At 44.2% G+C, this 19,523-nt stretch carries 16 protein-coding genes and 1 tRNA gene; 10 read left to right on the top strand and 7 right to left on the bottom strand.

Annotated features, from left to right (window positions below; all coding sequences use genetic code 11):
- Positions 1-282 precede the first annotated feature (282 nt).
- The 4 genes from mfd to ACTUJY_RS09300 are packed head-to-tail and all read left to right on the top strand — an operon-like array spanning position 283 to position 6,209.
- Positions 283-3,720, top strand: a complete 3,438-nt coding sequence (gene mfd, locus ACTUJY_RS09315; RefSeq protein WP_463615809.1) for a transcription-repair coupling factor — start codon at positions 283-285, stop codon at positions 3,718-3,720.
- A gap of 38 nt (positions 3,721-3,758) precedes the next feature.
- The gene (locus ACTUJY_RS09310) at positions 3,759-4,784 is read left to right on the top strand and encodes a CsiV family protein (RefSeq protein ID WP_463615808.1); all 1,026 of its coding nucleotides are present in this window, start codon (positions 3,759-3,761) and stop codon (positions 4,782-4,784) included.
- Between the two features lie 13 nt (positions 4,785-4,797).
- The gene (locus tag ACTUJY_RS09305; protein WP_463615807.1) at positions 4,798-5,934 is read left to right on the top strand and encodes a saccharopine dehydrogenase family protein; all 1,137 of its coding nucleotides are present in this window, start codon (positions 4,798-4,800) and stop codon (positions 5,932-5,934) included.
- 26 nt (positions 5,935-5,960) lie between these two features.
- Positions 5,961-6,209, top strand: a complete 249-nt coding sequence (locus tag ACTUJY_RS09300; RefSeq protein ID WP_463615806.1) for an EF-hand domain-containing protein — start codon at positions 5,961-5,963, stop codon at positions 6,207-6,209.
- 134 nt (positions 6,210-6,343) lie between these two features.
- Here the strand turns inward: ACTUJY_RS09300 and ACTUJY_RS09295 are convergent, their stop codons facing one another.
- Genes ACTUJY_RS09295 through ACTUJY_RS09285 form a run of 3 tightly spaced genes read right to left on the bottom strand, consistent with a single transcriptional unit; the run spans position 6,344 to position 7,635 of the window.
- The gene (locus ACTUJY_RS09295) at positions 6,344-6,817 is read right to left on the bottom strand and encodes a DUF4826 family protein (RefSeq protein WP_463615805.1); all 474 of its coding nucleotides are present in this window, start codon (positions 6,815-6,817) and stop codon (positions 6,344-6,346) included.
- Positions 6,818-6,855: 38 nt separating this feature from the next.
- Positions 6,856-7,401 (bottom strand): gamma carbonic anhydrase family protein, encoded by a 546-nt coding sequence (locus ACTUJY_RS09290; protein WP_463615804.1) that lies wholly within the window; start codon positions 7,399-7,401, stop codon positions 6,856-6,858.
- A gap of 48 nt (positions 7,402-7,449) precedes the next feature.
- A complete protein-coding gene (locus ACTUJY_RS09285) occupies positions 7,450-7,635 on the bottom strand; it encodes a hypothetical protein (RefSeq protein WP_463615803.1) in 186 nt (61 codons plus the stop codon).
- Positions 7,636-7,789: 154 nt separating this feature from the next.
- On the opposite strand from ACTUJY_RS09285, the gene amaB reads away from it, so the two are divergent.
- Together amaB and ACTUJY_RS09275 are read left to right on the top strand one after the other, a co-directional pair.
- The gene (amaB, locus tag ACTUJY_RS09280; RefSeq protein WP_463615802.1) at positions 7,790-9,313 is read left to right on the top strand and encodes an L-piperidine-6-carboxylate dehydrogenase; all 1,524 of its coding nucleotides are present in this window, start codon (positions 7,790-7,792) and stop codon (positions 9,311-9,313) included.
- 65 nt (positions 9,314-9,378) lie between these two features.
- Positions 9,379-10,419, top strand: a complete 1,041-nt coding sequence (locus ACTUJY_RS09275; protein WP_463615801.1) for a Glu/Leu/Phe/Val family dehydrogenase — start codon at positions 9,379-9,381, stop codon at positions 10,417-10,419.
- 59 nt (positions 10,420-10,478) lie between these two features.
- On the opposite strand, the gene ACTUJY_RS09270 is transcribed toward ACTUJY_RS09275, so the two are convergent.
- The 3 genes from ACTUJY_RS09270 to ACTUJY_RS09260 are packed head-to-tail and all read right to left on the bottom strand — an operon-like array spanning position 10,479 to position 12,800.
- Entirely contained in the window at positions 10,479-11,069 is a 591-nt protein-coding gene (locus ACTUJY_RS09270) for a hypothetical protein (RefSeq protein WP_463615800.1), read from the bottom strand.
- A 26-nt stretch (positions 11,070-11,095) separates the two neighbouring features.
- The gene (locus ACTUJY_RS09265; RefSeq protein ID WP_463615799.1) at positions 11,096-11,905 is read right to left on the bottom strand and encodes a M23 family metallopeptidase; all 810 of its coding nucleotides are present in this window, start codon (positions 11,903-11,905) and stop codon (positions 11,096-11,098) included.
- 37 nt (positions 11,906-11,942) lie between these two features.
- Positions 11,943-12,800 (bottom strand): DMT family transporter, encoded by an 858-nt coding sequence (locus ACTUJY_RS09260; RefSeq protein WP_463615798.1) that lies wholly within the window; start codon positions 12,798-12,800, stop codon positions 11,943-11,945.
- Positions 12,801-12,846: 46 nt separating this feature from the next.
- Between ACTUJY_RS09260 and ACTUJY_RS09255 the strand changes: the two genes are divergently transcribed.
- Positions 12,847-13,701 carry a class I SAM-dependent methyltransferase gene (locus ACTUJY_RS09255; RefSeq protein WP_463615797.1) on the top strand — a complete coding sequence of 285 codons (855 nt, stop codon included), beginning with the start codon at positions 12,847-12,849 and terminating at the stop codon, positions 13,699-13,701.
- 115 nt (positions 13,702-13,816) lie between these two features.
- On the opposite strand, the gene gltX is transcribed toward ACTUJY_RS09255, so the two are convergent.
- Complete coding sequence (gltX, locus tag ACTUJY_RS09250) at positions 13,817-15,235, bottom strand: glutamate--tRNA ligase (protein ID WP_463615796.1); 1,419 nt, start codon at positions 15,233-15,235, stop codon at positions 13,817-13,819.
- Positions 15,236-15,397: 162 nt separating this feature from the next.
- Here gltX and ACTUJY_RS09245 point away from each other — a divergent pair.
- The 3 genes from ACTUJY_RS09245 (at position 15,398) to ACTUJY_RS09235 (ending at position 19,348) form a co-directional block, all read left to right on the top strand.
- Positions 15,398-15,473, top strand: a tRNA-Val gene (locus tag ACTUJY_RS09245).
- 97 nt (positions 15,474-15,570) lie between these two features.
- Positions 15,571-17,982, top strand: coding sequence for a penicillin acylase family protein (locus ACTUJY_RS09240; RefSeq protein ID WP_463615795.1), 2,412 nt, complete (start codon positions 15,571-15,573; stop codon positions 17,980-17,982).
- Entirely contained in the window at positions 17,963-19,348 is a 1,386-nt protein-coding gene (locus ACTUJY_RS09235) for an FAD-binding oxidoreductase (RefSeq protein WP_463615794.1), read from the top strand. Before ACTUJY_RS09240 ends, ACTUJY_RS09235 begins: the two co-directional genes overlap by 20 nt.
- Positions 19,349-19,523 lie beyond the last annotated feature (175 nt).

Here is a 19,523-nt window from a genome sequence, read left to right as displayed (position 1 = left end):
TTTCCTCAGTTCTAGTTTGCTGCTCAGTTAAACCTATCTAATCTTAGACTAAGTCGTTGATTTTGTTTGGTCGAAGACTGTATTCGTTCGCTGTTCTCATCGCAAACCACGCAATGAGCTTACCAATTAACCATAATCGGGATTCGTTCTGCTTGCAATAATTACCACTTCATTGCAAGACATTGCGAAATACCCGTAAGCCAATGAAAAGACACAAAAACTTCGCGCAATCATGTGATGAATTGCTTATAATGAGCCGTTTTACGCGTATTCAGAGTGGTCATGGCTTTCAATCTCAACTTGCCGAAACTGGAGCTTTCACCGGGGTATATCAACTACTGGGGTAACCTACCGGGCGCCAGTCGCTCACTGGTTTTGGCCCAACTGGCTTGTGAGCATGAAGCACCACTTTTAATTTTGTGCAATCAATCCAGCGAAATTACTCAGTTAGAGCGGGAAATTCGCCTTTTAAGCCCTGATCCCGACTTACCTATCATGACCTTCCCAGACTGGGAAACCCTACCCTACGACTATTTTTCGGCCCACGAAAACATCGTATCTGAGCGCCTAAATGCCCTATACCGTTTACCTTCACTACAGCGTGGTGTGGTAATATCGGCGCTCACTTCCGCAGCCATTCGTTTGTCACCACCTGAGTTTATCAGTGGTAATGTGTTTGCTTTCCGGACTGGTGAACGTATGGACATCACGGCCATGCGCAGCAAGTTTGAAGCGGCCGGATATCGCTGCGTCGATAAAGTTATGGAACATGGTGAGTTTGCGGTGCGTGGCTCGATACTGGATTTATATCCAATGGGTAGCAATCAACCCATCCGGCTCGACTTTTTCGATGACGAAATAGAAAGCATTCGCCAATTCGATCCGGAAACGCAGCTTTCCAGCGAACAAATCGATCGATTCGAACTGCTGCCAGCGCACGAATTTCCCACCGGCGAACAAGGCATCACCCAATTTCGACAAAGTTTTCGTCGCTTGTTCGATGTTGAATTAAAAGACTGTCACCTCTATCAAGATGTTTCTAACGGCTTATTACCTGCGGGTATCGAGTATTACTTACCGCTGTTTAATAGCACAACCGCCTCCTTGTTCGATTATCTGCCAGAAAAAGCTCTGATCGTAAGCCAGGTTGGAATAAACGAGAGTAAACAACATTGGTGGCAGGATCTGACCGAAAGGTTTGAAGAGCGTCGCTGGGATCGTACACGCCCAATATTAGCACCCGAGCAAATTGCCCTGCCAGAAGAAGCGTTTAATTCCGCGTTGAAAAAGTTTTCACGTATTGAGTTGAATAATGAAAAAGCCAAAGACGCGAATCGATTTGCATTTAACAGTGTTAGCTCGTTAACCGTTAACCATAAAGCCAAAGATCCCCTTGCTGAACTGCGAGCTTTTTGTAATGAACACCAGCAGCCGGTAGTACTTTGTGCCGAAAGTGCCGGTCGACGCGAAGCTTTGATTGAATTACTGCAACGCTATCATTTATCAGCGGTCACTCTCGAGTCTTGGCAAGATGTCTTTGTGGAACGACCAGCTCTTTCAATCTGTATTGCTCCCATCGATAAGAGCTTCGTTCATACTGAAGTGATTCTTATTGCTGAAGCAGAACTTTTTGGTCAACACGTTTTGCAGCGCCGCCGTCGCGATACCCATCGAGGCGTCAGTCCCGATGCGCTAATTCACTCTTTGGCGGAGCTGAACCCTGGCGATCCTGTGGTTCATGTTGAACACGGTGTCGGTCGTTATTTGGGACTGCAATGCATTGAAGCCAACCGACAACCTGCTGAATATTTGATGCTCGAATATTCGGGTAACGATAAGCTTTACGTTCCTGTACAGTCTCTGCATTTGATCCACCGCTACTCTGGAGCATCGGATACGTCCGCTCCGTTGCATAAATTGGGAACAGAACAGTGGGCGAAAGAACGGAAAAAAGCGGCCGAAAAAGTACGCGATGTCGCTGCAGAACTGCTCGACCTGTATGCGAAGCGTGCGTCGCGTCCCGGATTTAAATACCAAACCCAAAACCAAGATTATTGGCAGTTTGCCGACGCCTTTCCATTTGAGCTTACGACCGATCAGGAAGATACCGTCGAGGCTATTTTAAAAGACATGTCCGCCGAAACGCCTATGGACCGATTGGTGTGCGGCGACGTTGGTTTCGGAAAGACCGAAGTCGCCATGCGCGCAGCCTTTGTGGCCGTTCAAAATAATCGCCAGGTTGCAGTATTGGTTCCCACAACCTTGTTAGCGCAACAACATTTTGAAAACTTTAAAGATCGCTTTGCCGATTGGCCAATTAAAGTGGAGGTTTTATCGCGTTTTCGTACCGGTAAGGAAACGGAAGGGGTCATACAACAACTGGAAGAAGGTAAAGTCGACATTGTGATCGGAACTCACAAACTCATTCAAGGCAACATAAAGTTTAAAGATTTAGGCTTGGTTGTCATCGACGAGGAGCATCGATTCGGTGTTAGGCAAAAAGAACAGTTAAAGGCCTTACGCTCGGAAGTGGATGTACTGACCTTAACAGCGACACCAATCCCGCGTACTCTTAACATGTCACTTTCCGGCATGCGCGACCTTTCCATTATCGCAACACCACCAGCACGGCGGCTGGCCATCAAAACCTTTGTGCGCGAAAACAATAAACCCTTAATTAAAGAAGCGATTCAGCGGGAAACTTTGCGTGGCGGCCAGGTCTACTTTCTACACAACAGTGTTGACTCGATTGAGCGTCGTGCAGAAGAATTGCGTGAAATGATGCCGGATTTAAATATCGGCGTAGCGCATGGGCAAATGCGTGAACGAGAGTTGGAACAAGTAATGCAGCAGTTTTACCATCATCGCTTTCACGTTTTGTTATGCACAACCATCATCGAAACCGGTATCGATGTACCCAATGCCAATACCATCATTATGGATCGTGCCGATAAACTCGGGTTGGCTCAGTTGCATCAACTACGAGGCCGTGTTGGTCGTTCACATCATCAGGCTTATGCGTACCTGTTGGTGCCTTCCATAAAAACCATAACCCGCGATGCAAAAAAACGATTGGATGCCATTTCATCGCTGGAAGATCTTGGAGCCGGGTTTTCACTTGCCACACACGATATGGAAATTCGTGGTGCGGGCGAAATTCTTGGTGACGATCAAAGTGGTCAAATGGAATCTATTGGTTTCAGTTTGTATATGGATATGTTGGAAAATGCCGTTACCGCATTAAAAGAAGGCAAAGAACCAAGCTTAAATGAAAGTCTTTCACAACAAGCCGAAATTGAAATTGGGCTGGCAGCCTTGATACCGGATGACTACATTCCGGACGTACACACCCGTTTAACACTGTACAAACGCATTGCCAGCTGTAAAAACCAACAAGCATTACGTGATATTCAGGTAGAAATGATCGATCGATTTGGACTATTGCCCGATGCCCTGAAAAATCTAATTAAGCTTACCGAATTAAAACTGAGAATTACCCCACTCGGAATCCATAAGCTCACCGCAAATGACAATGGACTGACTCTGGAGTTTAACCCAGACACCATTGTGAACCCCAGCGTGATTATTCAGATGATCCAGCGCAACCCTTCTCGTTACCGGCTCGAAAAAGGGACCCGCTTAAAAGTTAACCGACCTCTTGAAGATGCAGCAAAACGATGGCATGAAATCGAAACTTTGATTGAAACCATCAGCAGCTAACGGTAGGCTTAGGCAATTGTTTTAAGCAGTGCAACATTATGGCATATAAATTATTCAAATTTTTGATCGTTGTATTGATTACCGGTTGTTTCTATCCCTCTTTGGGAGCTACACAAAACGGTGACCGCTGGTTTGATATTGAAGTCATCGTCTTCAAAAACAAATACGCCAGGCTCGATGAAGAACTTTGGCCCACCAAAGTAGAGCTTACCTTTCCCGAAGCTCTGCACGACTTCGTGACTGAAAAGCTATATCCAGCACCAATCGATCCACTGAAAGTCGATGAAAATCAGCCACACCCAAAAACTGACGATTTACTGACCAAAAGTGAATCCTTATCTTTTCAATTATTAAACAACGAGCAGCTTCAACTGACCCAAGTGTTTCAATCTTTGGCCAAGAGCTCACAATATCAACCATTGACTCACATTGGTTGGCGACAACCTGTAAAAGACAAAAATCATGCGCATTGGGTACGTATTGTTGGTGGCAAAGACTACTCAGAGCAATTTGAAGTGAGCGGAAAATCTCGCGCAGAAGATGCAATGCTACAGCAAATGGGTATTAACACTAGAGCGATGGAAAGCGCACCACCCCAATTAGAAAGTACCGAAACGATTCATTCAGGAGCCGAAACGTCCTCCTACCCTTCAGAACAGTTACCTTCGCCTTATCTGCCGGTTCCTGAAGTGGATGGTTCCATTCAGGTTTACCTGAGCCGGTATCTGCACATTAATACTCAGTTGATACTTCGAATTCCTGGGCAAGAAGAACTGGATATTTCAGCCATCAGTTCCAACTTATCTTCTTCATTACTCGGACTCACTGAGAATGAAAAAATGAAGACCGACTATGAGTCCAGCTTTAGCTGGAGCTATCAAACCGACGATGTATTTGCGCAACAAAAACAAACGACAACGGTTGATAGGTTGCTCAATTATCCGCTTTTTCAGTCACGACGTGTTCGCAGTGGAGAAATTCACTATTTTGACCATCCACTGTTTGGATTGGTCATTCAGATCCGTCCTTACGATAACAAGTCCTTGGAAAACGCAGCATTATAAATTGGGAGATAATATGTCAAAAATTTGCGTTTTAGGTTGTGGAATGGTCGGCAGTGCTATGGCACGCGATTTGTCACAACAGCATCAGGTAATCGCAGCCGATAAAAGTAAGCAGTCGTTGGCAAAGCTTAAAGAGTTATCTGATAATATTCAAACTACGGTGGCAGACTTATCGGATCCGGATGCTGTAGCCGATGTCATTGCTGACGCTGATTTGGTCGTGTGTGCGGTTCCCGGTTTTATGGGATTTGAAGTATTAAAAACCGTACTCGGTCACAAAAAATCCGCTGTCGACATTTCCTTTTTTCCTGAAAATGCCATGGATCTTGATTACTTGGCAAAGAAAAACGATGTTTTTGCCGTTGTCGACTGCGGCGTTGCTCCCGGTATGGATAACATTTTATTGGGCCATCACAACGAAACTATGACGGTAGAAAACTTTGAGTGTCTGGTTGGTGGATTACCAAAAGCGCGCAACTGGCCATTTGAATACAAAGCACCTTTTTCTCCCATTGATGTGATTGAAGAATACACTCGTCCGGCACGATACGTTGAAAATGGCAAAGAAGTGACGCGAGAGCCACTAACCGATTGCGAACTCATTCAGTTCGACAAAGTAGGCACTCTTGAGGCCTTTAATACCGATGGTTTACGCACTCTTCTGAACACGATGTCACACATTCCCAATATGAAAGAAAAAACACTGCGTTATCCTGGGCATGCTGAATACATCAAGGTCTTGGCCAGTACTGGATTTTTTTCTGAAGAGCCTATTGAAGTAAATGGAGCGGCCGTTCGTCCACTCGATTTTACTTCCAGTATTTTAATCGACAATTGGAAACTAAAACGTAACGAGAGTGAGTTCACCGTTATGCGCGTGACCATTGAAGGGAGTGAAAACGGAAAACAGAAACGTTACGTTTACAACCTTTATGATGAAACCGATAAAGAAAACGCTGTTTCGTCCATGTCGAGAACGACGGGCTATACCGCGACCGCTGCGGTTAACTACCTGTTAAACCATAAGCCACCAGAAGCTGGGATCTGCCCTCCAGAAAAATTTGGCGCATTAGAAAATGCCTGCGAATTCGTACTGGACTACTTAAATGAACGTAATGTTGTTTACCGTAAGGAAGAAACAACCATTTAAATAACGTATTTTTGGAATATAGAATCATGACTGATGTAAAGCCATTACCCGAAAGTAAAATTGAAGAAATTAAAAAGAATTTTTCGTTTTTCGATCGCGATCACAATGGAGAGATCGACTTGGAAGAATTTACCGAACTGCTGCGAGTGTTATCACCTAAATCAACAAATCAACAAGCAGAACAAGGGTTCAACTTTATCGATGAAAACAAGGATGGCCACATCGACTTCGAAGAGTTTCTCACTTGGTGGGAAAGTTGTTGGTGGGAGTATTAGACTAGAGCGAGGAGCGAGGAGCGAGGAGAAATTATGCGCCTCAATTTCTCGCTTTCAAGCGAAATTTAAAAACTTTTATTCATAACTCTTTCAGTCGGACGTATCTGCTTTTCGTACCTCGCTCCCCGCTCCTGTTATTTACCATCTGCCCAAATCTGATCTTCATGGTAAAGCACTAACAAATCAGCCGCCGCTTTGACCAATCGTTGTACTAACAATTTATCCTTTTCGCTTAAGTCAACGCCACCACCTTCCACACCTCTGTGCTTCATGTTTTGCGCTCGGCTCAAGTATTTCCGTGAAAACTGCAATAACGATTCTCGGGCACTGTTTACATTACGATAAGAAATGATTTCCAAGGGCAGATCGCCGCTTATCGCCCACACTGTTTTTAACTTGTGGTGACTTTCAAAAGTCACCTGCCAAACAGCTATAATTGGTTCCATCACTCGCGATTGCGACTCACTAATGTGCCTGATTTGCCATCGATGCTGTCGGCAAAACTCGATAACACTTTGCAATTGTTTTTGCGTCCAAGGTGAAAGCGTAGACCAGTCAATGGTGCTTTCAAAGTCTGCATCCATGCGAAAGGCGTGTTTCGCAGACATAATACTTTTCCTGATGGTTTCCTGTTAACCCGCTCACTCTAACCGTGCTCAATGAGCCTCTCGTTGGCTATTTTGCTTAGACCACGATATTGTGCGATCTTATCAGTATAGACCCTGGCACTTTTTTCGAGCAGTTGACGTTCCTGCTCATCGAGTTCACGGACTATCTTGCCCGGATTTCCCATCACCAAAACACCTGAAGGAATTTTCTTTCCTTCTGTGATTAAAGTATTGGCTGCAATCAGTGTATGATCACCAATCTGAGCTCGATTCAATACCACAGCATTAATACCAATCAGCGAAAAGTCACCGATCTGACACCCATGCAACATGGCATTGTGACCGACGGTCACGCCCGTGCCCAGCTGCAATTGTATACCTGGATCCGTATGCAGAACAGCGCCATCTTGTACATTACTGCGATCACCAATAATGATGTGATCGGTATCACCACGTATGACGGCATTAAACCAAACACTCACATGGCTGCCGAGTGTCACCTGCCCAACAATATCGGCACTCTCAGCAATAAAGCAGGTATTAGAGTCGAACTTTGGTATATGATTACCCAATTGATATAACATTAAATTTTCTCTTGTTTATTCACTTTTTTACACCAATGCGGCAGCGCATCATACTTCAACCCGCACCAAACTCATCTGACCAGAAAAAGCGCCTTGATTGGCTGATTTGACGGCTTTTCCTGTAAAAATGCTTCTAAAATAACCTAAAATCAAGGCTTCCACTAAAAATAAACTAGCGATTTGAATTTTAGAGTGGTAAGGTTGCGCCACCTCAAATTGGGGCATCTTTTTCACGCTGTTTTGACCGAAATCAACCGGTTATAACAACACCAAAACGGTAAACCATGTTTCAAGGTGGGCGTCTAAAGAGTATGCATCCAGAATACACTATAGTTACCTGACACAAGACCAGTCTGACACAACCGAATGATTAAGCGAGGTTAGTTTTATGGATTTATTAAAGGAACTCGGGATTGAAGCCATCAACTCAGGCGCTTCATTAAGCACTGACGAATGGAGTAAAACCCAGGACCATGGCGTTATCGAATCAATTAACCCTGCCAACGGTGAGCTGATCGCCAAAGTTTACGCCGCTTCAGCAGCCGACTATGAAACAATTATAAAAAATGCCGAAAAAGCCTTTGAAGAATGGCGCAAAGTACCTGCCCCTATTCGTGGTGAAGTCGTTCGCAAAATGGGCGAAGCACTACGCGCTAAAAAAGACGCTCTGGGCAGCCTTGTGACTTTGGAAATGGGAAAAATTAAAGCCGAAGGCGACGGCGAAGTTCAGGAAATGATCGATATGGCAGACTTTGCCGTGGGTCAATCGCGTATGCTTTATGGTAACACCATGCATTCCGAACGTCCGGAACATCGCATGTATGAACAATGGCACCCACTCGGTATCGTAGGTGTTATTTCTGCATTTAACTTTCCCGTTGCGGTTTGGTCGTGGAATGCATTCATTGCAGCCATCTGCGGAAATGTAACCGTGTGGAAACCTTCTCCTAAAACACCACTTACAGCAATCGCTGTTCAGAACATCTGCAACCAAGTTATGAAAGAAAATGGATATTTACCCATTTTCTATACTTTTGTTGATGGTGCCGATAATAAGCTAGCCGAAACATTTATCAATGACAGTCGTGTTAAGAAGATGTCCTTCACTGGTTCCAGCGTTGTTGGCAAAATGGTTGGTGTAAAAGTTGCCGAACGTATGGGCAAGTGTTTGTTGGAATTGTCGGGTAACAACGCACTGATCATCGATAAGTCTGCTCGTCTTGAGCACGCAATTCCCGCAGCCGCATTTGGTGCTGTAGGTACTGGTGGTCAACGCTGTACGACAACTCGCCGTTTAATCGTTCATGAGGACATCGCCGATCAAGTCATTGAAGCTATGGTTAATGCCTATGGCCAAGTGAAAATTGGTGATCCTCTCGATCCGAATACATTAATGGGTCCGCTTATCGACCAAGTTGCGGTTAATAATTTCAAAGCTGCCGTTGACGCTGCAGTCGAGCAAGGTGGTGAAGTGTTATATGGCGGAAAAGTCATCGAAGGCGCTGGTAACTTTGTTGAACCAACTATAATACGTGCCGAAAATCATTGGCCAGCCGTTCAAAACGAAACGTTTGCCCCCATTTGTTACATCATGACTTTTAAAACCATTGAAGAAGCCATCAAACTGAACAACTCTGTTCGACAAGGATTATCTTCGGCCATGTTTACCATGGATGTGCAAAGTGCAGAGAAATTCTTGTCTGCTGCCGGTAGCGACTGTGGTATTGCAAACGTCAACATCGGAACTTCCGGTGCCGAAATTGGTGGTGCATTTGGCGGTGAAAAAGAAACAGGTGGCGGTCGCGAAGCCGGTTCCGATTCTTGGAAAGCTTATATGCGTCGTCAAACCAATACCATTTTCTGGGGCGACAAACCTACTCTTGCCCAAGGTATTGAATTCAATATCGGATAACCGTATCTGCTTTTTGGGGATCCTGGTGATCCCCTCTCACGCATTCCATTATCAGGAGACATCTTATGGCAGTTTTTAATCTGCGTGCTTATGATGAACACGAACAAGTCGTGTTTTGCAGCGATGCCGAGTCGGGCTTGAAAGCAATTATCGCCATTCACAGTACCGCGTTAGGCCCTGCAACCGGTGGTTGTCGTATGTGGGAATACAACTCGGACGAAGGTGCTTTAATCGATGCATTACGGTTATCACGAGGTATGACTTACAAAAACGCAATGGCTGGCTTAAACATGGGCGGTGGAAAGTCCGTGATTATCGGAAATCCGCGAACGATGAAGTCTGAACAATTGTTTCGCGCTTTTGGTCGTTTTGTTGACAACCTGAAAGGTCGATATGTCACTGCTGAAGACGTTGGTATCAACCCAGACGACATGGCAATGGTTCACAAAGAAACAAACCATGTATTGGGTCTAGAAGGAAAAAGTGGCGATCCTTCTCCGGTCACCGCTTACGGTGTTTACATGGGAATGAAAGCTGCGGTAAAACATCGACTGGGTAAAGATTCCTTGTCCGATATTAAAATAGCCGTACAAGGGCTCGGACACGTCGGCCAATATTTATGCGAACACCTCGCTCGCGAAGGAGCGCAATTGTTTGTCACGGATATCAATAAAGAGTCCATTGATCGTATTGTGAATGACTTTGGTGCTACTGCAGTAGACAAAGACGAAATTTACCAACAAGACGTTGATGTCTATGCCCCTTGCGCTTTAGGTGCAACATTAAATGATGTCACTATTCCAAAGCTGAAAGCAACCGTAGTTGCAGGTGCAGCGAACAATCAGCTGGCAGAAGATCGTCACGGTGATGAACTGAAACAACGTGGAATTTTATACACACCCGACTACATCATTAATGCTGGTGGTATCATTAATGTTTCTTTCGAAGAAAACTACGATCGTGATGCGGCTCTGCGTAAAGTAGACGAAATCTATAATACGTTAGAAGAAGTGTTTGCGACGGCAGAGAAAGAAAATAAAACGACCAATGTTGTCGCCGATGAATTAGCTCGTAAACGAGTTGCAGCGGCGAAACACAAAGACTGATTTAATCCTAAGCAATAAAAAAGCCCGGACTTACCGGGCTTTTTTATTGCTTTATTATTTTAGTACTGAAAATATGGAACAAACTTTTTACGCGATGAATGCATGTAATTGGTCAGCTCTAGTCGCATAATTTGCCAAATATCCGATGCACTAATACAAATAACCGACTTGTAATCATTATCATAATTGCCGGTCGCTGTTTTAATCAGCATGCCATTTGTATGCAAATCTTCCAGCCCATCAGCAGGATCAATTCCGGGGCGTAGTCGAATAACAATACCCTGTCCGGGACTGCGATTTAATTCGAGAAAACGCAACGTACGAAACTCCATTCGTTCCATCACCTGATCGTAATAAATATGATCGGGCCGGATCACTTCATAGCGCATACTCGACTCAAGACTAAACGCCAGTTTCATATTATCGGGGTAAACTTCATTGCACATGACCAACATGTCATTTTGCACACCATACCACGCTGCTTTTTCGGGTAATTCCGGATCCGGCATAATTTGAACCAGATCCGTATCACAATGAATACGAACACCTGGCCTTTTGGATCGCTTGCGCTGAGGCTCCACATTACCGTTTGCCTCAGTGTTACCGTTTACTGCTACGTCAATCTCATTACTCATGTAGTTATTATTCATTTATGTAAAACCGTTTTTTATTCCGATTACTTTACAAACAAAGCTGGATCGAGACGTTGATCCAACCAATTAATGCGCCAATCTAAATGTGGCCCAGTAGCACGGCCCGTTTGGCCAATTGTCCCAATTTGTTGGCCCTGCTCTACTTTATCTCCTGGTTTCACCGTAACGCTATTTAAGTGCAAGTAAGTCGATGATAAACCAAGTCCATGATCAATAATGATGGTCGCACCAGAAAAAAACATATCCGGATGCGCCAAGGTTACTTCACCCGATGCCGGTGCGTACACCGGAGATCCTACAGGCGCAGCAATGTCTTGTCCATAATGTGGACGCCTGGGTTTACCGTTTAATATCCTTTGAGAACCGTACACGCCACTGATTCGGCCTTGGGCCGGCATTTTAAAAGGTACCTTGAACGCGGTTAAAGCGGAAATTTTTTCTCTAGCTGATTTTATAAGCTTTGCTTCATCGGCAATACGTTTAAGAGTTTCTGGTGAACGGGGTGTTACCTTAGAAGGGGGTAAGCCATCGACTCTTTCAATTTGCCACTGCCTAGGCTCAATCGTCAGCGGATAACTGTCCGTTTTATCTGCTGATAAAAACTTTAAATTTGCTTGTGACTTAAAGTCACGTCCAAATCCAATAATAAATACGCCTTCATCATCAACCAGTACATCGCGCCCTTCAAATTGAATTTTAACCGAACGACCAACTTGCCCAATCAAGTATCCGCCTTGCACTAGCTCTGCACGAACGATAGAAAAAGCTTCTTGGTTGTATGCGTGGCTACTACTTATAAAAATCAATAAAACAATTTTAATTAAATATCTCATTACAGCGCTAATTATTCTCTTGCGGGTTTAAACGAAATTAATTCTCATCATTATTAACTTTTGTTTCGCGAAACATCAAGTAAAGTCCACTCAATATAATAATAGCAGCACCGGTCCAAACATAACCACCAGGAACTTCATTCCAAATAACAAATCCGAAAACACTGCCCCATATCAGGCTGGAATAATCCAATGGAGCCACCAAAGAAACGGGAGCCAAACGAAAAGACTCGGTAATAAAAATTTGTCCAATGGCACCACTCGCTCCTAATATCAGCAATATTTGAAAATGTTGTGGTTGTATAGAACGCCACTCCAATAGCGATAAAAGGCCACACCCTAAAGTCAATGCCAACAAAAAATAAAATACCATAGCAAAAGTTGTTTCTGTCGCCGACATCACTTTAATAATAATGACAACAACGCTGTATCCAATAACAGCCAATAGACATGCAAATGCCCCCAGTGAAAAAAAGTTACCACTACCCGGATTCAAAGCGACAATGACACCCAATAAGCCCACTAATATCGCTGACCAACGACGGGCCCCTACTCGTTCCTTTAAAAAAATAACTGACAAAACAGCAACAATTAAAGGTGCAGAAAAAAATATGGCATAAGCATTGGCCAATGTTAGTTCTCGCAACCCTATGACTGCAGCGACCAAAAACAGGACACTTACCACCCCCCTGATAAGGTGCCACCTATAATTGTCAGTTTTTAAATCAGAAACGTGACCATGATAGAGAAACCACGCGCAAACGAACGGTAGCGAGCAGGCACCACGAAAAAAAGACACCTGAAATGGCGAGTAAAAAGCGCTTAACCACTTCATGCAGGCATCCATAACTGAAAAAAAGAACACGGCTAATAGCATATATATTATGCCGCGCACCACATAATTCTTATTATTGAGTAACAAGATAAGCCTCGGTAATATTGTGTTACAAAGTCTGCTCGACCTGTTATCCACAGTTTCCCATAATCAACAGATGAAACCTAAATATTTTCTGTTGCTTACGATACTTTTTACCAGCATTTATGGCCTGCCGGGACACACGCACGATCATGAATTGATCGAATGGGCGGTCAACCACCCCGAACGGCTGGAATTGGATCGCGAAAGAGACCTCTACCGTAAACCGGCTCAAGTACTTAAGTTTTTTAATGTGCGTTCAGGCATGAAAGTCATTGATGTTTTTTCCGGAGACGGATACTACTCGGAATTATTGTCTTATGTTGTAGGACCGACAGGTGAAGTCATTGCGCATAATAATCAAGCTTATATTGATTATGTAGAAAAAACGATCAATAAACGTTTTTTACCGGGTCGACTCGCAAATGTAAAACGAATAACGGCCGAAGCCAACGAGCTGCAGTTTGCCGCAAACTCAGCGGATATGATTTTCTTAATCCTCGCCTATCACGATATTTACTATCGCCCGAAAAATGATAGCTGGCCTAAAATTAATCGCGATGACTTTCTTACACGCCTTTACAATACTTTAAAACCAGGTGGTATATTGGCTGTTGTCGATCATGAAGCCTTAGCCGATAGCCCTTCGACTTCTGGCCACGAATTACACCGCATATCACCCAAACTGGTCGTGCAAGAATTAACCACCGTTGGCTTTAAGTTCAAAGAAAAGTCCGATATTTTAAAAAATAAAGAAGACGATTTAACCCGACATATGTATGCACCTGAAATACGTGGGCGCAGTAGCCGGTTCGTCATAAAATTTTATAAACCATTGATTCTTGAACAACAGCTGGTTGAAGAAAGAGCCATTCCTTGACGCGTCAACTATTCCATTGCGCTTTCAAATTTTATTAAATAAAAGTGCTTCGCTCCCACAAGTAACCTTTCCGAATTAACGGAGGCTGCCTACAGGAGCGCATTTGCTTTAATCATTAACCATTTGTTTCGCGTTGTTCGATAAACTGCAAAGCCTTACTAATTCGCGATAACACTCGGTCTTTCCCAATCCACAATAACGTCAAATCCAAATTCGGCGACTGACCACTCCCGGTAACGGCAACGCGCAATGGCATACCCACTTTACCCATGCCTACTTCCAAGGATTCAGCAGTATCGTTAATCGCCTGTTGAATATCTTCCGCTTTCCATTCGATTACTTGAGTTAATTTATCTTTCACCGTGACCAGGGCTTCTTTTGCAACGGGACGCAAATGTTTTTTCGCTGCTTGCGCATCAAACTCGTCGAAGTCCTTATAAAAATAGCCAATGGATTTGACCAGATCGTTTAAAGTTTGCACGCGATCAGCAAAAATCGGGATCAGCCTTTCAATATCCGGTCCGTTACTGATATCAATATTTTGTTCATCCAGATGCCATTGTAATGCCGCTTTCACTTCGGCCACAGGCAACGACTTCATATAGTGTTGATTAAGCCAGTTTAGCTTTTCGGTATTAAATGCCGAAGGTGCGCGATTGATATCATGAATATCGAACAATTCAATCATTTCATTTAAACTGAATACTTCCTGATCACCGTGCGACCAGCCCAATCGAACCAGATAATTTAAAACCGCTTCGCGCAAATAGCCATTATCACGATATTGCATCACACTAACGGCACCATGACGTTTGGATAACTTTTTTCCATCATCACCCAAAATCATAGGCACATGAGCGTATTCGGGTACGGGCGCATTCAATGCTTTAAAAATATTAATTTGACGGGGTGTATTGTTCACATGATCATCGCCGCGGATCACCTGCGTGATTTTCATATCCCAATCGTCAACAACTACCGTAAAATTATACGTTGGCGTACCATCAGTACGTGCGATAATCAAATCATCCAATTCTTTATTTGCAATAACAATTTCACCTTTTACAGCATCCTGCCAACGCACTTCGCCCTCTTGAGGGTTTTTAAACCGAATCACATGTGGCTTGCTAATATCGTGATCAGATTCGGCTAAATCTCGGCAGCAACCGTCATACCGTGGTTTTTCTTTATTGCTCATTTGTTGTTCACGCAATTGCTCTAACCGTTCTTTTGAACAGTAACACCGATAAGCATCCCCCTGTTGCAACAATTGCTGTACCACTTCTTTATAACGATCGAAACGTTGCGTTTGATAAAATGGTCCTTGCGTATGCTGTAAACCCAACCACTCCATACCCTCTAATATGGCTTGCACCGCTTCATCGGTTGAACGTTCACGATCGGTGTCTTCAATACGCAAAATAAATTCACCTTTGTGTTTTTGCGCATGTAACCAACTGTACAAAGCAGTACGTGCGCCGCCAACGTGTAAATAACCGGTAGGACTGGGAGCAAATCGAGTAACGACAGACATTGTTAGAATTCCTGATTAGATAATGCCGTTATTTTAGCAAAATAGACTCTCATGACGAAACCTCCATGATTTCGTCTCGTATTCAAAAATTTAAAAAAAACTTCACTTTTCCGTTGACCTCTTACAAAGACTCCCCTAGAATGCGCCCCGTTCTTACGGAGTGGGCGCTTAGCTCAGTTGGGAGAGCATCGCCCTTACAAGGCGAGGGTCACTGGTTCGAGTCCAGTAGCGCCCACCACTCCTTCACAATTTTACGCTTCTTTATTTCATTATTCTCGACCAGCAGCCCCTATGATAGGATACGTCGTAGAACTTATTCAGACCGTCGCAAAATAATGAAAAAGCAGCGTAATGTATTCCACCGTCCGGCAAAACATCCTTTATATCGACGCATTCTACGCAAGCTTTTTGCACTTGCTTTCAGTGTTTTTGTACTCGGTCTGATCACCGCCTATTCAGTATTGCATTTCAGCTTGCCGCAATACGACGGTGATGTTCTGGTCAATGCGATTGAGCACTCGGTACTTATCCAACGAGATACAGCAGGCACAACATCAATCCGTGCAAACAACCGAAAGGATCTCGCCTTTGCGCTCGGATGGACTCATGCGCAGGAACGTTATTTCCAGATGGATCTATTAAGACGCAATGCCGCCGGTGAACTATCCGAATTAATTGGTGCAGCAACTTTGGAATTCGATAAGGAACGACGGCGTCATCGGTTTCGCAGTCGTGCTCGCGACATTCTGACTCAACTTCCTGATCACGATCGCGCGTTACTGAACGCCTACACTCGAGGAGTAAACCAAGGCTTTAACGCACTAACGACACGACCGTTTGAATATTGGCTATTGCAAACACAAGCGCACCCCTGGAATGAAGAAGACGCCTTACTGGTTGTGTATACCATGTATCTGCAATTGCAAAGCAGCTCTATTGAACGAGAAAAAGTATTACAAAATGCGTTTCATTCTCTACCAGAAGCCGTTTTCGATTTTCTGGTACCTAACGGTACCGAGTTTGATGCTCCGTTGGATAATACGTCACTGGCATTGCCACAATTGCCTCGTTTGGAACAACGTATTAATCATCATCCGGCGACCGTTGCTGAAAGTTCGGAAGGTTTTGTCGGCAGTAACAACTTTGCCCTCGCTGGCAGTCGAACGCAACAAGGCAGCGCCATGGTAGCGGGCGATATGCACCTTGGTCACGGCATCCCTAATATCTGGTACAAAGCGAATCTAAGTTACAAGTCTGATAACGGAGAGTCTATCCAACTTTCTGGCGTTACATTGCCCGGTACACCTCTACTGGTTGCGGGTACTAATGGTCATATCGCCTGGACATTCACCAATAGCTACGGTGACTATTCCGATGCCGTTGCCTTAAAGCGCAGCGCCGAACTAAATGAGCATTATTGGTTTCAGGATCAATGGCATTCTTTGAAATCGGTCGAAGAAAAAATCGCCATTAAAAACGCCGAGCCACAAACAATTACCATTCAAGAAACTCAGTTCGGCCCTGTCGAAAAAACAGAAGAAGATCGCATCTGGAGTTATTTCTGGGTTGCGCACCAAACGCACGCCATTAACTTTAACCTGTTTCAACTAGAGTCGGCTAAAAACGTACAGCAGGCAGTTGAAATAGCGAACCACTCCGCTATTCCAGCGCAAAATTTTGTGGTCGGTGACGATCAAGGCAACATCGGCTGGACTATCATCGGGCCGCTGCCACAACGCCAACAAACGAATAATCCGTTTATTACATTGGCGCATGAAAACGGAAAAATGAAGTGGTTAGAACCCGAACACTACCCTCGTATAATAAACCCTCCTTCTGGTGCGCTTTGGACCGCGAATGGTCGTATTTTAGGTGGTCAAGACTTCAGTAAAATTGGCAATGGCGGCTATGCACTGGGAGCACGCGGTAAACAGATTCGCGATAAATTACTTACTTTGCAACAAGCCAGTGAAAAAAACTTGCTTGCCATTCAACTGGATACCGATGCCGAACTCTATCAACGTTGGCAGTTGCACTTACAACAGGTTTTAACGTCAGAAGCCATCAAAGACCAGATACTACGAAAAGAGTTTAAGCGCCTGATCACCGAGTGGAATCAAAAGGCCGATCCCGATCAAGCCGGTTACACTTTACTGCGTGCTTATCGCAGTTCGCTCAGTAAACAACTGCTGGATCCTTGGCTAAAAGAAATGGATCCCGAAGCGCAATTTAATTTCAGCTATTATTCAAAACAATACGAATACCCTCTCTGGCAAATTGCCAGCAAAAAACCAAGAGATTTTCTCCCCGCGAATTACGAAAATTTTCAACAACTGTTTCTAGATTGTATTGACGACGTAATTGATGAGTTGACCCAAAATAACCAAGTATTAAGCGATCAAACCTGGGGCAAACACAACCAGCTCAATATTCAGCATCCCATTAGCCGAGCTGTTCCTCTTCTGGGTTGGTGGCTGGATCGTCCCACTTATGAAATGCCTGGAGATTACCACTCTCCTCGAGTGCAAAGTCCCGTCTTTGGCGCTTCACAACGAATGGTTATTTCTCCAGGACACCTTGATCAGGCTATTTTTCATATGCCCGGTGGACAGTCAGCACATCCTTTGTCCCCATTTTACGAGCAAGGTCTGCTAGACTGGGTACACGGTCGAGCGACACCTTTGCAAGCGACCCAATCCAATTACCAATTAACATTGATACCCCAAAATGACCGAACCCATGATTGAACAATTGAAAAACATCGTCGGTGAAACTTATGTACTCACCGAAGCTCAGGATTTATCCGAATACGGCCAAGACTGGAGTAAACTTTTTACGCCCAATGCGCTGGCCATTGTCCGCCCTAATAATGTGTCGCAAGTTCAGGCGATTGTGCAATGGGCCAAAGAAAACAAAGTGGCGATAGTCCCTTCCGGTGGACGAACAGGTCTGAGTGGCGGTGCGTGCGCAACCCAAGGTGAACTGGTGCTTTCACTTGATCGCATGAACACCATTTCTGAGTTTAACGCCGTCGATCAAACCGTTACTTGTGGCGCAGGAGTGATAACTGAACAACTGCAACGTTTTGCAGAAGAGCAAGGGTTGTATTATCCCGTCGACTTTGCATCGGCAGGCTCCAGTCAAATTGGCGGTAACATTGCAACAAACGCTGGCGGCATTAAAGTGATCCGTTGGGGAATGACACGTGATTGGGTCGTAGGGCTTAAAGTGGTCACCGGCACAGGCGAGCTATTAAGCTTTAATCATGGTTTGGTTAAGAACGCGACCGGTTACGATTTTCGTCACTTAATGATTGGCAGCGAAGGTACCTTAGGGATTATTGTCGAAGCGACCGTTAAGTTAACACGTCCACCAAAAGATCTTACCGTTATGGTGCTTGGCCTCAATACATTAAACGATGTATACCCAGTAATGACACAATTTCAAAAGAAATTGCAATTAACGGCCTTTGAATTTTTTTCAGAACAAGCGCTGCAGAAAGTTATGCAACATCACCAACTGCAACGTCCGTTTGATACTCCATCCGACTTTTACGTTCTAATAGAGTTTGAAAACGAGTCGGAAGATACCATGGATGTTGCTTTTGGTTGTTTTGAGCAAGTAATGGAAGGCGGTCATATACTGGATGGCGTAATTAGCCAGAGTAAAACGCAAGCGCAGCAGCTTTGGGATTTACGTGAACGTATTTCTGAGTCGATTAGCCAATACACGCCTTATAAAAATGATATTTCCGTGGTGCCGAGTAAAGTCAGTGAGTTTTTGCAAGCGGTCGACAAAATTGTAGCGGAAAAATATCCGGACTTTGAAATCATCTGGTTCGGTCATATTGGCGATGGTAACTTGCACTTGAATATATTACGTCCACAAGAATTGAATATCGATGAGTTTGTCGCACGTTGCAAACAAGTGAATCCACTGATTTTTGAGTCCATTCGTGCACTCAATGGCAGTATATCCGCTGAGCATGGTGTTGGACTGGTCAAAAAAGACTATCTGGAGTACAGCCGTTCAGAAGCCGAAATCAATTTAATGCGACAGATTAAAAAAGCATTTGATCCCGAAGGAATTTTAAATCCTGGAAAATTAATCTAGTTGCGAGTTGCGAGTTGCGAGTTGCGAGTTGCGAGTTGCGAGTTGCGAGATTAATTGTGAAGAATTGCGCCTTCTAATCAAATAATCTGGCAAACGATACTCGTAACTCATCACCCATAAGTTATTGTTAGCGCTGCGCACCCTTTTTCAGTAAAATGCCCTCGCCTTTACCCTG

It is taken from the genome of Pleionea sp. WD8-19 (assembly GCF_055326765.1).
Note: the sequence above shows the minus strand (reverse complement) of the source record. Positions and strands in the feature narration are given on the sequence as shown.

What these genes read in the sequence shown, in the direction of transcription:
- mfd (WP_463615809.1), top strand. Translation starts at nt 283, where the DNA reads ATGGCTTTCAATCTCAACTTGCCGAAACTGGAGCTTTCACCGGGGTAT.
- ACTUJY_RS09310 (WP_463615808.1), top strand. Translation starts at nt 3,759, where the DNA reads ATGGCATATAAATTATTCAAATTTTTGATCGTTGTATTGATTACCGGT.
- ACTUJY_RS09305 (WP_463615807.1), top strand. Translation starts at nt 4,798, where the DNA reads ATGTCAAAAATTTGCGTTTTAGGTTGTGGAATGGTCGGCAGTGCTATG.
- ACTUJY_RS09300 (WP_463615806.1), top strand. Translation starts at nt 5,961, where the DNA reads ATGACTGATGTAAAGCCATTACCCGAAAGTAAAATTGAAGAAATTAAA.
- ACTUJY_RS09295 (WP_463615805.1), bottom strand. Translation starts at nt 6,817, where the DNA reads ATGTCTGCGAAACACGCCTTTCGCATGGATGCAGACTTTGAAAGCACC.
- ACTUJY_RS09290 (WP_463615804.1), bottom strand. Translation starts at nt 7,401, where the DNA reads ATGTTATATCAATTGGGTAATCATATACCAAAGTTCGACTCTAATACC.
- amaB (WP_463615802.1), top strand. Translation starts at nt 7,790, where the DNA reads ATGGATTTATTAAAGGAACTCGGGATTGAAGCCATCAACTCAGGCGCT.
- ACTUJY_RS09275 (WP_463615801.1), top strand. Translation starts at nt 9,379, where the DNA reads ATGGCAGTTTTTAATCTGCGTGCTTATGATGAACACGAACAAGTCGTG.
- ACTUJY_RS09270 (WP_463615800.1), bottom strand. Translation starts at nt 11,069, where the DNA reads ATGAATAATAACTACATGAGTAATGAGATTGACGTAGCAGTAAACGGT.
- ACTUJY_RS09265 (WP_463615799.1), bottom strand. Translation starts at nt 11,905, where the DNA reads ATGAGATATTTAATTAAAATTGTTTTATTGATTTTTATAAGTAGTAGC.
- gltX (WP_463615796.1), bottom strand. Translation starts at nt 15,235, where the DNA reads ATGTCTGTCGTTACTCGATTTGCTCCCAGTCCTACCGGTTATTTACAC.
- ACTUJY_RS09240 (WP_463615795.1), top strand. Translation starts at nt 15,571, where the DNA reads ATGAAAAAGCAGCGTAATGTATTCCACCGTCCGGCAAAACATCCTTTA.
- ACTUJY_RS09235 (WP_463615794.1), top strand. Translation starts at nt 17,963, where the DNA reads ATGACCGAACCCATGATTGAACAATTGAAAAACATCGTCGGTGAAACT.